We start from the raw sequence: 13,936 nt of genomic DNA, 5'->3' as shown, positions 1-13,936 counted from the left end.
TTGTTCCTCAGGTCTTCTGCGCGACTTTTTCATCGATTTGGCGCGAGAGTATGGCGGAGAACTCGTCCGCGAACCCCTCCATGCGCACTGCGATCTTGCTCGCGTCCGACGACAGCTTGTTGTAGGCGATGACGGCGGGGATAGCCGCCAGCAGGCCTATTGCCGTGGCCAGCAGCGCCTCGGCAATGCCGGGCGCGACCACCGACAGGCTGGTGTTCTTCGATGCCGCGATCGCCTGGAACGAGGTCATGATGCCGATCACGGTGCCGAACAGGCCGATGAACGGCGCTGCCGAGCCGGTGGTGGCGAGAAAGCCAAGCCGTCCTTCCAGTTTTTCCATTTCGCGGGTCAGCGCCAGGTCCATCGCCTTGTCGATGCGGGTCTGCAGGCCAAGCGGCGATTTCGCTCCCTTCTCGAAACTCTTCTTCCATTCGCGCATGGCGGCGACGAAGATGGCGCCCATGCCTGACGTCTTGCGGTCGGCGAGCGTGCGGTAGAGCTCTTCCAGCGACTGCCCGGACCAGAACACCTGTTCGAAGCGATTGAGCGCGAGCCGCATGCGGCCATAGGCGACGAGCTTGTCGACGATGATCGCCCAGGTCCAGATCGAGGCGCAGAGCAGCCCGATCATGACCAGCTTGACCACCCAGCCGGCCTGCGTGAACAGCGCCCAAATCGACAAATGCGCGCCCGGTTCGGCGAGTGCGATATTTTCCATGGTTACGTCCTTAAGAATTTTCCGGGCACGGCTGGCGGCTGGCCCATAGGCATCCCTTGTAATCCGTTCGCGCAAAGCTTGCGGAATAACCCCAAAATGCACCGTAGGCGGCCTTTTCAGGGCAAATCTTGGTGAAAGGAAGGCGCTGGATTCCTCCAATCTTCACCACTCTCTTCATGAACCGTTATGGTTAAGGATGGGTTAGGACGCACAGCGCGGCGCATTGCCGCGCCTTGGGCGAGCCACCTGGCATCGTCAGCGGATCATTGGGATCGGTAGCTTGCCGATTTGAACTACCGATTTGTCTTGGGCATGAAGGTTGCGATCCATTCCTTCGGAAAGCGCCTTGGCCGGCCGTTCTCGCCGATGATCGCCGCCTCGACCCGCGCCTCGACCAGCACCTCGCCGCCGCGCTTCAGCTGCTGCGCCATGAAGATGCGGGCGCCCGAAATGTCCTCGGTGCGCGTCTCGATGGTCAAGACATCGTCCATGCGGGCGGAGCCGCGAAAGTCGATCTCCATGCGCCGCACCACCCAGATTATTCTTTCGCCATGCTTGCCGTCGGCAAGCTCGGTATGGTGGACGCCGGCAAGCCTGAGATAATCGGAACGGCCGCGCTCGAAGAATTCGAGATAGCGCGCGTGATAGACGACGCCGGAGAAATCGGTGTCGGCATAGTAGACCCGCGCCATCAGCCGGTGGCCGAATTCGGTCAGCGCGCCGGAAAGCCCGGCGCAGAGCGCCGCCGATTCACCATGATCGTCCATCGCGCTTTCCTTTTTTTGCCTGGCCGGGCACCTAAAGCGCGACGCGGTTCAGGTTCCGGGCGCGTCGTTGTCCCAAAACCGCTACACAGTTTTGGGCGACACGCATTAACTTGGCGCATGAACCCGATGGCACTGTTGACGGCGATGATCAAGACCTTGATGGCAGCGCTGCTTGCGCTGGCCGCGCTGGTGCCGCCGGGCCAGGCGGCGAGCTTTATGATGAAGCGCGGCCTCAATCTCGACCAATGGACGACATGGCCGGGCGAGGACAAATGGGGCGACCGTCGGGCGATCCTGCCCTATCCGGAATGGCGCAAATTCCTCAACGACGACGACCTCAAGGCGCTGAAGAGCGCCGGCTTCGATTTCCTGCGCATGCCCGTCGATCCGTCGCCGTTCCTGTCCGGCGAGACGCTGGCGCTGCGCGACGAGCTCTATGCCAGCGTGCTGGCCTCGGTGCGCATGATCAATCGCGCCGGCTTGAAGGTGATCGTCGACTTGCATCTGATCCCCAGCGGCAGCAGCCGCAAGATCGGCATGGGCGAGGTGATGGACGATCCACAAATGTTCGACGCCTATGTCGAAATGGTGCGCAAGATGGCGCGCACGCTGGCCGATGAGGATCCGCGCCAAGTCGCTTTCGAGCCGATGAACGAGCCGGTCATCGACTGCGACGCCGACGGCACCGGCCTGTGGCCGGAGCGCCAGCAGAAACTGTTCGCGGCGGCGCGTTCGTCAGCCACCAGGCTCACCCTGATCCTGACCGGCGCCTGCTATTCCAATGCGGTATCGCTGGCAATGATCGATCCGAAGGCGATCCCCGACGACAACATCATCTGGACCTTTCACTCCTACGACCCGTTCCTGCTGACCCATCAGGGCGCGACCTGGGCCGGCAACTTCATCCCCTATGTCACCGGCCTGCCCTATCCGCTCAGCGCCGTCCCGCGCGCCCAGCTGGATACTGCGCTCGATACGATCCGCGCAAGGATCAAGGCCGAGGCGCCATGGGCGCGCCAGAGCGGCCTGCTTGCCTATCTCGCCGAGCAGGTCGCCAGCCTGGACACGGATGAGAAGCTGCGCGAGACGATGGAGGCGCCGTTCACCAGGGTCGAGGCCTGGGCAAAGGCCAACGGCATCAAACCGGAGAACATCACGCTCGGCGAATTCGGCATGATCCGCCAGGAATACGGCAATGCCTACGTGATGCCGGCCGAATACCGTGCCGCTTATGTCAGGGACATGATCGCGCGCGCTGAAGCCCATGGCTTTGCATGGTCGGTCTGGAGCCATGGCGGCGCCTTCGGCATCGTCGACGCTTTTGACGGCGACAAGGCCGAGCCGGATGTGATGGACGCGATCAGGTCACTTCATTGAAGTGCTGAACCCAGGTCGATCGAAAGAATCTCTGGGCGCATCCCGAAACGCACCGGCAGGATGCTGAAACCGAGGCCTCCGGAGACTATCAGGTTGCGGTTCTCCTCCACGACATGGCCATAGGCAAAACGGTTGCCGAAGCGGGACGGCACGACCGGAGAATAGCCGAGCAACCGCACCTGTCCGCCATGGGTATGACCCGAAAGGGTCAACGATACCCGTGGCGGGACCTTCGGGAAAATGTCCGGCTCATGTGCCAGCAGGATAACAGGAGCCTTGTCGCTTACCTTTGCCAGCGTGCCGCGCAGATCGTCCAGTCCTTTGAACCTGCTGCGGCCCCAGGCCTTGCCCGGTCGTAGCGCGAGTTGGTCGGCAAGTCCGGCGACCCAGAAGCCATGCCCGTCTTTTTCCAGGCGCACCACATCGTTTTCCAGGACCGGTATGCCGGCGCTCTCGAGCGCCCGGCGCGCCACCGTCGGCCCCAACCCGGCCTTCTGCGCGGAAAGGTCCTCCCACCAGTCGTGATTGCCAAGGATTGACCACACGCCGAGTGGCGCCTTCAGGCCTGACAATGCCGGCGCCCATTCGGAGGAGCCCACCCAGTCCGTAACCAGGCGTGTGCCGGCTGCATAGTCGCCAAGCAGGACAATCAGATCCGGCTGCAGGCTGTTCGCCCGTTCGGCAAGCGACCTGATCCGCTCCGGCGTCATCCATGGCCGACAGGCATGAATATCGGCGAGAGCGACGACGTGAAGCCGCAATCCTGCAGGCCAGTTTGGCGGGGTCAGTGAATAGCGCTTTACATGCGTCAGCAACATCGGCTCGAGGCCAACCGCATAAGCACTGAGCGACACGGCGGATAGGAAGGAACCGCCGATGAGGCGCAGGAAGCCGCGTCTGGTGATCATCGCTCAACCCCGTCGTTCGTGGAACCCACGGTCCCCACAGCGAAGCGTTAGAGCCCGCAAATGCGCCGGCAAGCTGACCAGGATTAGGAGATTTTGCGCAGCAATGGAGCCGCAAGGCCGCGCGGCTACTCTTCCTGGAACAGGCTGATCTGCTGCTGCGCCAGGTCCTTCGGCGCATCGAGGCCGAGATGCCGCCAGGCATTGGCGGTCAGCACGCGGCCGCGCGGCGTGCGCTGAATAAAACCCTGCTGGATCAGATAGGGCTCGATGATGTCCTCGATGGCGTCGCGCGGCTCGGAAAGCCCTGCCGCGATGGTCTCGATGCCGACCGGCCCGCCGCCAAAATTCCGAGCGATCATCGAGAGATAGCGGCGGTCGAGCGCGTCGAGGCCGAGCGCATCGACCTCGAGCCGCGTCAGCGCCTCGTCGGCGATCTGGCGGTCGACGTGACCGTCGCCGGCGACGGAGGCAAAATCGCGCACGCGGCGCAACAGCCGGCCGGCGATGCGCGGCGTGCCGCGCGCGCGCCGCGCGATCTCCAGCGCGCCATCGTCACCGAGCGGCATGGCAAGGATGCGGGCGCCGCGGCGCACGATCTGCTCCAGTTCCTCGACCGAGTAGAAATTGAGGCGGACCGGAATGCCGAAACGGTCGCGCAGCGGATTGGTCAAAAGGCCGAGCCGGGTGGTGGCGGCGACCAGTGTGAAGCGGGCAAGATCGATCTTGACCGAACGCGCCGCCGGCCCTTCGCCGATGATCAGGTCGAGCTGGAAATCCTCCATCGCCGGATAGAGGATTTCCTCGACCGCCGGGTTGAGCCGGTGGATCTCGTCGATGAACAGCACGTCGCGGTCTTCGAGATTGGTGAGCAGTGCTGCGAGATCGCCGGCCTTGGCGATGACCGGACCGGAGGTCGAGCGGAAATTGACGCCGAGCTCGCGTGCCATGATCTGCGCCAGCGTCGTCTTGCCGAGGCCGGGCGGCCCGACGAACAGCACATGGTCGAGCGCCTCGCTGCGGCCCTTGGCGGCCTCGATAAACACTTTGAGATTGGCCCGCACCGCCGCCTGGCCGACGAAATCGCCGAGCGTCTGCGGCCGCAAGGTCTGCTCGGCATCTTCGCCGCGCTTGTCGGGAGCAATGAGGCGTGGCGAAAGGCTCATGCCGCCTTCCTTGCACAGGGCAGAGAACGGGACAAGCGCAGACTCACCGCGCCAGTTCCTTCAGTCCGAAGCGGATCAGCTTCGACGCATCCGCATCCTCGCCGGCGTTTTTCAGCGCCGCCGCCACCGCATTGGCGGCGGTATCGCGCGAATAGCCGAGATTGACCAGCGCTGAAACGGCGTCACTGATCGGCGCCGGCGCGACGCCTTCGCCAAGCTCCTGCTTCAAGCCGATGGTGCCGGAGGCAGCGCCCGCAAACGCTGGCGCCTTGTTCTTCAGTTCGGTGACGATGCGCTCGGCCACCTTCTTGCCGACGCCGGGCGCGCGGCTGACCATGGCAATATCACGCAGCGCGATGGCATTGGCGAGATCGGCCGGCGCCAGCGTCGAGAGAATAGCCAGCGCCACCTTGGCGCCGACGCCCTGCACATTGCTCATCAGCAGCCGGAACCATTCGCGTTCCAGAACCGACTGGAAACCGTACAGCCTCAACATGTCTTCGCGGACATAGGTCTCGATGAACAGCACCACCGCCTCGCCGGGGGCCGGCAAGGCGGCCAGCGTGCGCGTCGAGCAGTGGGCGACATAGCCGACGCCGTGCACGTCGACGATGCAGAAATCCTCGTCGATCTCGTCCAGCGTGCCTTTTAGCTTGCCGATCATGTGTGGTCCTTCATGCCAGCGCCGCCAACCTGTAGACAACGCTCTGCCGGTGATGCGCGTGGCAGATGGCAATGGCCAGCGCGTCGGCGGCATCGTCGGTGTCGAACGTCGCCTTCGGCATCAGCACCTTGACCATCATGTGGATCTGCTTCTTGTCGCCATGGCCGACGCCGATCACCGCCTTCTTGACGGCGTTGGGCGCATATTCGGCAACGACCAGGCCGGCCAGCGCCGGCACCAGCATGGCGATGCCGCGCGCCTGGCCGAGCTTCAGGGTCGCGGCCGCATCCTTGTTGACGAATGTCTGCTCGACCGCCGCCTCGTGCGGCATGGCGGCGTGCAGGATCTCGGCAAGCCCGTCATGCAACTGGCAAAGCCGTGTCGCCAGCGCCGCCTTGTCGTCTGAACGCACGGTGCCGGAGGCGACGAAGCGCAGCGAGTTGCCGAGGCTTTCGACGATGCCCCAGCCGGTGCGCCTCAGCCCCGGATCGATGCCGATGATGCGAATCGTTTCCCCCATCCGCCAAGTCTACCCGTGGCGGACAGCGATGCCAGCGAAATGTGAACAAACCAGAAACGGTTCCGCTGCGTCCCACAGGCTGTTTGAGAATTCGTTCTGACGAGACAGACGGCGTGGTTTGCGAGAACCGAAGCGGAGCGGACATTTGGGTCCGTGAGCCGCGCGTAGATCCCCTCGCTTCAATTCCGATGTCGTAGCGTCGACGATGACCTTGAACGCGGGAAGATTTTGACGACGGCTCGGATAGTAGAGGAAATAGCCTTCAAAAAGCGGCAACCAATCGTCCAGAAGCTGAACCAGCTTGCCACGTGCGATGTGCTGCTCGACGATGTTCTCCGGGACGTAGGCGATGCCGTATCCACTGGCCGCCGCGCGGACACTCTGGCCGGGCAGGCCAGATGCTTATCATCACGAGCGGTCAGGGCTGGGTGCAGGAAGAGGGGCAGAACCAGCTAGCGCCGAGCAGCAGACGCGCTCGGCCGAAGAGTCTGGCACCTGTCGGTGATCGGTCGGGCCCAAGCCAATTTCCTGCGCTCCACTTTATTGCAAGACGGTCAAATTTGAGCTTCCGCATTCATGTTTTGTCGAGCGTATCTCTTAGAGTCGCCTAAACCTTCTGCGCCGTAAGCTGTAACCGTGCTGAATCGCCGTCAGCGCCGATGACGACGAAATAGGAGAACGCAATGCCTCGCAATCACGTTGAACGTCTTGAAGAGTTCAGGGAAATCCTGGTCGCGACTCGACGCGAAGGAGTCCGTAACGTGCACCATACCCGCGACGCAATGCGGGCAAGCGGCTTTCAGATCGGGGACAGCGATGGCTCCAGCTACGGAGCCAAGCTAAAGGAGCTCCAAGAGGAAATCGAGGCAGTCGATCGCGCCCTCGAAGACGAGAAACGGCTGGCCTTGGCCCTTGAAAGTGCGGCTCAACCCCGCCGACCAATCAAGCCGAGAATCGTAAAGGGAACATAGAGTCGGCGACGGCCCTTGCTGCCCGTCGCGTGGATATGCCTGCGACATCGTGTCGGGCTCGTCGCCGCCGTGCTACCGAGCCGTGAACGTCATCCGTCGCCATCAAACGGGGCGGCCGAAGCCGCCCTGTGTCGATGTCGAATTTCGTTGAGTCCATCGTTGTCGATGCCGTCGCTACCCTCGCCAACAGCGTTCTTCAGGTATCCGATCTGAAACGGATCGCGGTCGATGCGATCGTGCGATCGCGTCATTTCCGCAAGATCTTCTCCATCGCCTTGCCCCTGGCAAGCTCGTCGATCAGCTTGTCGAGGTAGCGGATTTCCTTCATCAGCGGGTCTTCGATGCCTTCCACCCGGACACCGCAGATCACCCCCGTGATCAAATTCCGAGAAGGATTCAGTTGAGGCGCCTGATCAAAGAAATCCTTCAGGCTGGTTTTCTTCCTCAGCTGGGTGTCCAGCCGCTTCTGGGTGTAGCCCGTCAGCCAGCGGATGATCTCATCGACCTCGGCTTTGGTGCGTCCTTTCTTTTCCGCCTTGGCGACATAGTGCGGATAGACGCTGGCAAAGCTCATGGAATAGATTCGATGCTCGGTCATTGCACCCCCTTATGCGGGCTGGACCAGAGGTTTGAAACAGCGCCGCAGATGTCGATGCTGTCCGCGTCAATTCTACCCGTGCTCGTCGCCTCGGCAATGCTTTGATCGCGTCGATCACATCCTGCGACGAGTGGATCCGGACGTCGTTATTGATCTTGCCTTCAACGGATGACCGGTTGTGCTACTCGGGCACAGGTTTGGCTATCCTACCGGGCAATGCAAGATCTAGTGCCTGTCTAGCCTGCCACTGGGCAGTATGGGGACTAGTGAGCGCGTAAATGGCGCGTTTGCGCAATTATGCTCGAAACCAGCCCGGCGGCTTGCGGCCCCATTTCGGCCCAAACACGATTTGAGGATTGGCCCACAAAAGGACGCTCCTGGCGCTTAGCGGAGAATTATCGAGCAGTCTCTCAGCCGCGGGCGAAAGCCGTGTTGAGCAGCGTGATCTGATCGGAAACCGGATTGATGCGGCGGCCGGATGGAGCGGCCTCGGCCACGGCGCCGCCGTAGATTTCCTCGTCCATGCGACGCACCAGCGCCTGCAGGCGCAGCGAGCGGTCGATGAGGTCAAGAAAATCCTTGGGCAGTTCGACCCAGCCTGCGGCATCGTTGTTGGCGGAAGCGGTATCGAGACGCACCTTGGATTTTTCGGAAGCAACCTGATCGCGAGTCATCTCGCCGGAATTCGCGGCGCGCTGCAGAAGCAGCCATGAGGCGACCTGCATCAGCCTCGTGGTCAGTCGCATCGACTCGGCCGCATAGAGCGTCGCCGCCAGCCTGGACAGTTTCTTCGCCTCGGCCCGGCCCTTGCCGTCCAGATATTCGGCCGCCTGCTCGACCAGGCCCATGCCTTCCTGGTAGAGCGGCTTGAAGGATTGGGAGAAAACCCGGCGCTCCGCCAGCTTGATGGTTTTCGCGCTTCCCATCGAAGGATCGTTCATCGATACGCCCTGCACTTGCCTTACAGCCGGCCGAATCGGCGTCATCGCCGTCACGCCTGCACCCTATATGACCGAGGCTTGAAAATGCGCTTCGCCGCCGGTGAAGGCAAGCACATGTTTAACAAACGGTTAACGGCGGCGCAGCGGCACGGGCGACCGGCAATCCGGATCGCCGAAAAAAAAGAGCCGCGGATAAGGCGGCTCTCAGGAGTTTAACAGGGAGGCGTCAAACAAAGTGGCTCCAACCACTCGGTAAGAATCCAGATCACTGGATGCGCATAGTAAACGCCCGTAAAGCTTAATGAAGCCTTAACAGCGTGGATATTTTTTGAACAAGCGTCGCCCGCCTGTGCCGTAACAGCACAACAACTCCAGGCTTTTTGGGCCTAGACCTTTGGACTCAGGCCTTTTGCGTCTCGGCATGCCGCTCTGCCTTCCACACCACCGGCAGCGCGATATAGGCGAACAGCAGCAGCCCCGCGTAAAAGCCCATCGAGGATGTTGCCACCAGCGGCTCGATCGCCGGGTTGCCGGCAAGCATGATGTAAAGGCCGATCAACAGGCCGGTGCCACTGATTGCCGTCAACCAGAAATGCACGGTGGCAAGCGTCTTTTCCGCGACTGCAGGAAACAGATGGTAGAAGAAGGCGAACACCGCCGACATCAGCCATCCGGCCACCATGATGTGGGCGTGGGTTGGCATCTGCGCATGATCTTTGCTGATCGCCATCTGCAGGCCGAGCGCCATTCCGACCAGTGCGTAGACAACGGCCAGCGTGAAGAAGTTTCGTGCTACCTTTTGCATTGTGTGCCCCGATTTGCCTTTTCCCGTCATGGGAATGGGTTGAGATCAGGCGGTCGCCCCGCCACCGGGTCCCCGGCATCGGCGCATTAGCATCGGCAATGTTTCTGGACGATGTCGCATCGCGCCCGCCTGAAACCGCCGTGACGCTGCTGACGGCTCGGCTGCCGGCAACTTCCATCGGCTGGCAATCTAGAGAAGGCCGGCGATCCCGTCCCACAGGAGCTTGACCGCGACGATCGCTACGGTCGCATAGGTGGAGGGGTAGAACAGTTCCGGTCGCATCCGCCGCACCAGCCAGGCGCCGGCGATGGTCGAGAGCGGCGCCAGCGGTACCAGAACCGCCGATGCGGTCAGGTTGGTGGTGTCGAACTGTCCGAGCGCAAAATAGGGGATAAAGCTTCAACGCGTTGGTGGCGGCAAAGAAGATTGCGGCGGTGCCCGACAGCACTTTCGGATCGAGCCGGATCGGCAGCGCATAGACCTGAAAGGGCGGGCCGCCGACATGGGCGACGAAGCTGGTGAAGCCGGCGACCGTCCCCCAGAGTGCGGCAGCCGCGCGGTTGGGCTCGGCCGAGTGGCTCGCACCGTGCCGCACCTGTAGATAGACCCAGCGAAGCACGAAGATAATCGCCACGGCGCCGACGATCAGCCGCACCATTTCCGCTGTCACCAGCGCCGCGGTCAGCCAGCCGAGGCCGATGCCGATCACTGCCCCCGGCATCATGTCCGCAAGCATCTTGCGGTCGTAGACCCCCCACCATGTCCACACCGAGACGACGTCCATCAGGCACAGTATGGGCAGCAGGATGGCGGCTGCCTGCACCGGCGGCATGGCCAGCGCCATCAGCGGCACGCCGACGAAACCGACCGCGCCGCCAAAGCCGCCCTTGGACAGACCGACCAGGATGACGGCTGGAACGGCAGCGGCATAGAACCACGGATCGAATAGCAAGCCTGACATCGTCGGGGAGCAGTTGGAGGGAAAGCGTGTAGACGCTGGAATAGCCGATAAACTTTCGCGCCGCGACTGCAAATGCGCACACGACGCTGTGGTCGTTCGTGCTAAGGCCTGTCACGGTTTTGCGGAGGCAGTTGCGCCGAGTGGCGGCGGGCGCCTGCGGATCGGCTGCGCCTTGATGATGGCTGTGCTCGTTTCGGCCTTGTCGGCGATACGGTCGAGAAGCTTGTCGAGGTCGCCGATCGAGCGCACGAACAGCCGGGCAACAAAGCAGTCGTCGCCCGTCACCTTGTCGCATTCGCCAAACTCCGGAATCTCCTCGATCAGCTTCTGGACAATATGCAGCTTGCCCGGCAAGGGCCGGATGCGAACGATCGCCTGCAAGGTGTAGCCGAGCGCTTGGGGATCGATTTCGACGGTGAAGGCCCTGATAACGCCACGATCCTCCAGCCGACGCAGGCGTTCCGCGACACTCGGCGATGACAGTCCTACCTGCTGGGCCAGTTCCTTCAATGAGGTTCGCGAATCCTTGATCAGGCTTTCGAGAAGGCGTCGGTCCAGATCGTCCAGCATTTTACATTCCCAAGGAAAAGGCCGTCTTCACCTTATTTAATTAGGCACGACGGGCATATCACCCGGCTCAAATTATTGAAAGCGCTGATGTGGCATGGGATTATCAACCATCAGCGTTTCGAGAGGCAATATTCATGGACAGCACGATGCGTGGCACGGTCGAAATGACGGCCGCAATGGTGATCCTCGGCACGATCGGATGGTTCGTCGTCATGTCGGGCGAGCCCATCATGGACGTCGTCTTCTGGCGCTGCGCCTTCGGCGCTATAACGCTGCTGATCATCTGCGCTGCCCTGGGGCTGCTGCGCGGCAGGCTGTCACTGCGCATCGTGGCGATTGCGGCCCTTGGCGGCGCGGCCATCGTCATCAACTGGCTGCTGCTGTTCAGCTCGTTTTCCCGCGCCTCGATCTCGATCGCCACGGCTGTTTACAACACGCAGCCCTTCATGCTGGTCGGCTTTGGCGCGCTCTTCTTCTCAGAGCGGCTGACCCTGACAAAGCTGGCCTGGCTTGGCATCGCCTTCGCCGGCATGCTGCTGATCGTGCAAGGCTCGCCTGATGCCGGCTCCGATGCAGGCCCCAATACAGGTAATGTCGGCACGGATTATTTTATCGGCATCGCGATGGCGCTGGGTGCGGCTTTCTTCTGGGCCGTCGCCGCCATCGTCACCAAGAAGCTCAAAGGCACGTCGCCGCACCTGATCGCCCTCATCCAGGTCTGCGTCGGCGTCGTCATCCTGGCACCCTTCGCCAACCTTTCCCACCTTCCCGCCGACGTGTGGAGCTGGAGCATGCTGGCGACGCTTGGCGTCGTCCATACGGGCCTGATGTACATCCTGATGTACGGCGCCATTCAGAAACTGCCAACCTATCTGCAGGGGTCGCTGTCCTTCATCTACCCTGTGGTCGCGATCCTGGTCGATGTCGTCGCCTTCGGCCACCGCCTGCATCCGGCCCAGATGGTCGGCGGCGCCGCCATCCTGGTCGCCGCCGCCGGCATGAATCTTGGCTGGACGCTGTGGAAATCGAAGACCCCAGCCGAGAGCACCCAGGCAATCAAGTGAGGCAACAACGTCGCCGTGCGACAATCATGCGCCAACGGTCCTGGCCGCCCGCCTGTTCAAGGCCGGCACTTTGCTCTATGCCGCAATGCAACCATCTTCGCCCGGCATAGGCGAAAACCGGGGTCAAAAACCAATGAACGACGCAACGCCTCCAAATCGCTGCCGCATCGTGCTGATCGCGCCGCCCGGCATGCCGGCTGAGCACATCGGCGCGGCGTTCGAGGGCGGCGACGTCGCCTCGCTGATCCTGCCCGAAAACGACATGGACGAAGCCTCCTTCCAGGCCTTCGCCGAACAGATCGTGCCGGCGGCGCAAGCGGCAGGCATCGCTGTCATCATTGCCGGCGACACCCGCATCGCCGGCCGCGTCCAGGCCGATGGCCTTCATGTCGAGGCCGGCAAGGCCGAACTCGCCGAGACGATCGAGCGTTTCCAGGCAAAAATGATGGTCGGCACCGGCGGCGCCAAGACCCGCGACGATGCGCTGGAACTCGGCGAACTCAGGCCCGACTACATCTTCTTCGGCCGCTTCGGCTACGACAACAAGCCGGAGCCGCACCCACGCAACCTGTCGCTGGGGCAATGGTGGGCGGATGTGATCCAGATCCCTTGCATCGTCATGGCCGGGTCCGACATCACTTCGGTGGAAGCGGTGGCTGCCACCGGCGCCGAATTCGTGGCGCTGTCCAGCGCCGTCTTTGCCGAGGGCATCGACCCAAAGATGGCAGTCGCCAGCGCCAACGCGCTGCTCGACGAAACCGCGCCGCGTTTCGAGGACTGACGTGCCCGCGCCGACAATCCTTTTCGGTGCTTTGCTTGCGCAGCTCACGGTGCAGGTCGCCGTGGCGGAAACCGTCCCATTGCCGCAACCGAAGCCCGACACCGCTGCAAGCACGGACAAGCCGATCGCCACGCCGCTGCCGCAGCCCGCCACCACGGCGCCGCTGCCGTCGGCCGACGCCATTAATCCCGACCGCTTCGGTGCAAAGCCGTCGGATTCTGCCTATGGCGCCTTCCAGCGCGGCCTTTACAAGACGGCCTACAACCTCGCTCTGGTTCGCGCCCAGAACGGCGATCCGGCGGCGCAGACGTTGATCGCCGAGATATTGTCGCGCGGCCTTGGCGTGCCGGTCGACGCGGCGGAGGCGGCCAAGTGGTACGCGCTTGCCGCCGAGCAGGGGATACCGGAATCGCAGTTCCAATATGCGCTGATGCTGCTCGACGGCCGCTACGTCAAGAAGGACGAGAAAGGGGCTTATGCGCTGATGCAGGCCGCCGCCGAGGCCGGCAACCGTCTGGCGCAGTTCAATTTCGCGCAGCTGCTGGTGCGGCAGGACCCCGGCGATGCCGGCATCGCAAAGGCCGTGTCCTATTATCAGCGCGCCGCCGCGACCGGCCTTGCCGACGCGCAATATGCGTTGGCGCAGGTCTATGCCAATGGCGTCGGCGGCAAGCTGCGCGACGATGCCCAGGCGCGCGGCCTGCTGGCGCAGGCAGCAAGGCAGAACTACGATACGGCGCAGATCGATCTCGCTGCCTGGATGATCGAGGGACGCGGTGGCGCCCGCGACCTGAAGTCCGGCTTCGGCTGGATGAAACAGGCCGCCGAGGGCGGCAATGTCGCCGCCCAGAACCGCCTCGCCAAGCTTTACATGGGCGGCATCGGCACCGATCCGGATCCGATCCTTGCCGGCGCCTGGTACGTCGTCGCACGGCGCGCCGGACTGATCGATCCGGAGATGGACGATTTTCTGCAGGGCCTGACCGACGACCAGACCAAGCAGTTGCTGCAGAAGGCCAACCGCCTGCCGTAAAGCGTCGCGGACATTGAATATCGGGCAGCGGATGCTGACGAGGGAATGGCTCCGCCCCCCACTCCTCTCATGCCACCCCTTGCCCGCTCCCCCTC

At 62.7% G+C, this 13,936-nt stretch carries 17 protein-coding genes and 1 pseudogene; 5 read left to right on the top strand and 13 right to left on the bottom strand.

All coding sequences use genetic code 11. The features are described from left to right. Nucleotides 1-7: 7 nt before the first annotated feature. Both tolQ and ybgC read right to left on the bottom strand, forming a co-directional pair. A complete protein-coding gene (gene tolQ / locus AC0L2C_RS32160) occupies nt 8-718 on the bottom strand; it encodes a protein TolQ (protein WP_023799988.1) in 711 nt (236 codons plus the stop codon). A gap of 293 nt (nt 719-1,011) precedes the next feature. Further along, the gene (ybgC, locus tag AC0L2C_RS32155) at nt 1,012-1,485 is read right to left on the bottom strand and encodes a tol-pal system-associated acyl-CoA thioesterase (RefSeq protein ID WP_023799989.1); all 474 of its coding nucleotides are present in this window, start codon (nt 1,483-1,485) and stop codon (nt 1,012-1,014) included. Between the two features lie 126 nt (nt 1,486-1,611). On the opposite strand from ybgC, the gene AC0L2C_RS32150 reads away from it, so the two are divergent. Beyond that, the gene (locus AC0L2C_RS32150) at nt 1,612-2,862 is read left to right on the top strand and encodes a glycoside hydrolase family 5 protein (protein WP_473525339.1); all 1,251 of its coding nucleotides are present in this window, start codon (nt 1,612-1,614) and stop codon (nt 2,860-2,862) included. Here AC0L2C_RS32150 and AC0L2C_RS32145 read toward each other — a convergent pair. The 5 genes from AC0L2C_RS32145 to AC0L2C_RS32125 form a co-directional block, all read right to left on the bottom strand. Further along, nucleotides 2,856-3,770 (bottom strand): metallophosphoesterase, encoded by a 915-nt coding sequence (locus AC0L2C_RS32145; RefSeq protein WP_473525338.1) that lies wholly within the window; start codon nt 3,768-3,770, stop codon nt 2,856-2,858. The two genes, AC0L2C_RS32150 and AC0L2C_RS32145, sit on opposite strands and share 7 nt — an antisense overlap. 125 nt (nt 3,771-3,895) lie before the next feature. Beyond that, nucleotides 3,896-4,933 carry a Holliday junction branch migration DNA helicase RuvB gene (gene ruvB / locus AC0L2C_RS32140; protein WP_027152903.1) on the bottom strand — a complete coding sequence of 346 codons (1,038 nt, stop codon included), beginning with the start codon at nt 4,931-4,933 and terminating at the stop codon, nt 3,896-3,898. Between the two features lie 43 nt (nt 4,934-4,976). Then, complete coding sequence (ruvA, locus tag AC0L2C_RS32135) at nt 4,977-5,597, bottom strand: Holliday junction branch migration protein RuvA (protein WP_091593422.1); 621 nt, start codon at nt 5,595-5,597, stop codon at nt 4,977-4,979. 10 nt (nt 5,598-5,607) lie between these two features. Next, nucleotides 5,608-6,117, bottom strand: coding sequence for a crossover junction endodeoxyribonuclease RuvC (gene ruvC / locus AC0L2C_RS32130; RefSeq protein WP_287319837.1), 510 nt, complete (start codon nt 6,115-6,117; stop codon nt 5,608-5,610). Between the two features lie 9 nt (nt 6,118-6,126). After that, entirely contained in the window at nt 6,127-6,447 is a 321-nt protein-coding gene (locus AC0L2C_RS32125; RefSeq protein ID WP_473518017.1) for a hypothetical protein, read from the bottom strand. A gap of 353 nt (nt 6,448-6,800) precedes the next feature. On the opposite strand from AC0L2C_RS32125, the gene AC0L2C_RS32120 reads away from it, so the two are divergent. Then, on the top strand, nt 6,801-7,088 hold the full coding sequence (locus AC0L2C_RS32120; protein WP_473512272.1) for a hypothetical protein: 288 nt from the start codon (nt 6,801-6,803) through the stop codon (nt 7,086-7,088). An 89-nt stretch (nt 7,089-7,177) separates the two neighbouring features. Here AC0L2C_RS32120 and AC0L2C_RS32115 read toward each other — a convergent pair whose 3' ends face one another. From AC0L2C_RS32115 to AC0L2C_RS32090, 6 genes and pseudogenes are all read right to left on the bottom strand, one after another. Next, nucleotides 7,178-7,339, bottom strand: a complete 162-nt coding sequence (locus AC0L2C_RS32115; protein WP_473525337.1) for a hypothetical protein — start codon at nt 7,337-7,339, stop codon at nt 7,178-7,180. Continuing rightward, a complete protein-coding gene (locus AC0L2C_RS32110; protein ID WP_473525336.1) occupies nt 7,336-7,686 on the bottom strand; it encodes a DUF2200 domain-containing protein in 351 nt (116 codons plus the stop codon). The genes AC0L2C_RS32115 and AC0L2C_RS32110 overlap by 4 nt, the downstream gene beginning before the upstream one ends. A gap of 410 nt (nt 7,687-8,096) precedes the next feature. After that, on the bottom strand, nt 8,097-8,627 hold the full coding sequence (gene rcdA, locus AC0L2C_RS32105; protein WP_091593429.1) for a protease adaptor protein RcdA: 531 nt from the start codon (nt 8,625-8,627) through the stop codon (nt 8,097-8,099). 400 nt (nt 8,628-9,027) lie between these two features. After that, entirely contained in the window at nt 9,028-9,432 is a 405-nt protein-coding gene (locus AC0L2C_RS32100) for a hypothetical protein (RefSeq protein WP_091593430.1), read from the bottom strand. 189 nt (nt 9,433-9,621) lie between these two features. Continuing rightward, nucleotides 9,622-10,393: pseudogene (locus AC0L2C_RS32095) on the bottom strand (sulfite exporter TauE/SafE family protein). Nucleotides 10,394-10,504: 111 nt separating this feature from the next. Further along, nucleotides 10,505-10,963: an Lrp/AsnC family transcriptional regulator gene (locus AC0L2C_RS32090; RefSeq protein ID WP_128170775.1), complete on the bottom strand. Its 459-nt coding sequence runs from the start codon at nt 10,961-10,963 to the stop codon at nt 10,505-10,507. A gap of 134 nt (nt 10,964-11,097) precedes the next feature. Between AC0L2C_RS32090 and AC0L2C_RS32085 the strand changes: the two genes are divergently transcribed. From AC0L2C_RS32085 to AC0L2C_RS32075, 3 genes are all read left to right on the top strand, one after another. Beyond that, nucleotides 11,098-12,027: a DMT family transporter gene (locus AC0L2C_RS32085; RefSeq protein ID WP_128170774.1), complete on the top strand. Its 930-nt coding sequence runs from the start codon at nt 11,098-11,100 to the stop codon at nt 12,025-12,027. 133 nt (nt 12,028-12,160) lie between these two features. Beyond that, nucleotides 12,161-12,808, top strand: coding sequence for a thiamine phosphate synthase (locus tag AC0L2C_RS32080; protein WP_091593557.1), 648 nt, complete (start codon nt 12,161-12,163; stop codon nt 12,806-12,808). A 1-nt stretch (nt 12,809) separates the two neighbouring features. Continuing rightward, on the top strand, nt 12,810-13,841 hold the full coding sequence (locus AC0L2C_RS32075) for a tetratricopeptide repeat protein (RefSeq protein WP_023800000.1): 1,032 nt from the start codon (nt 12,810-12,812) through the stop codon (nt 13,839-13,841). The last annotated feature ends 95 nt before the right edge of the window (nt 13,842-13,936 follow it).

This window comes from Mesorhizobium sp. WSM4845 (assembly GCF_055811455.1).
Note: the sequence above shows the minus strand (reverse complement) of the source record. Positions and strands in the feature narration are given on the sequence as shown.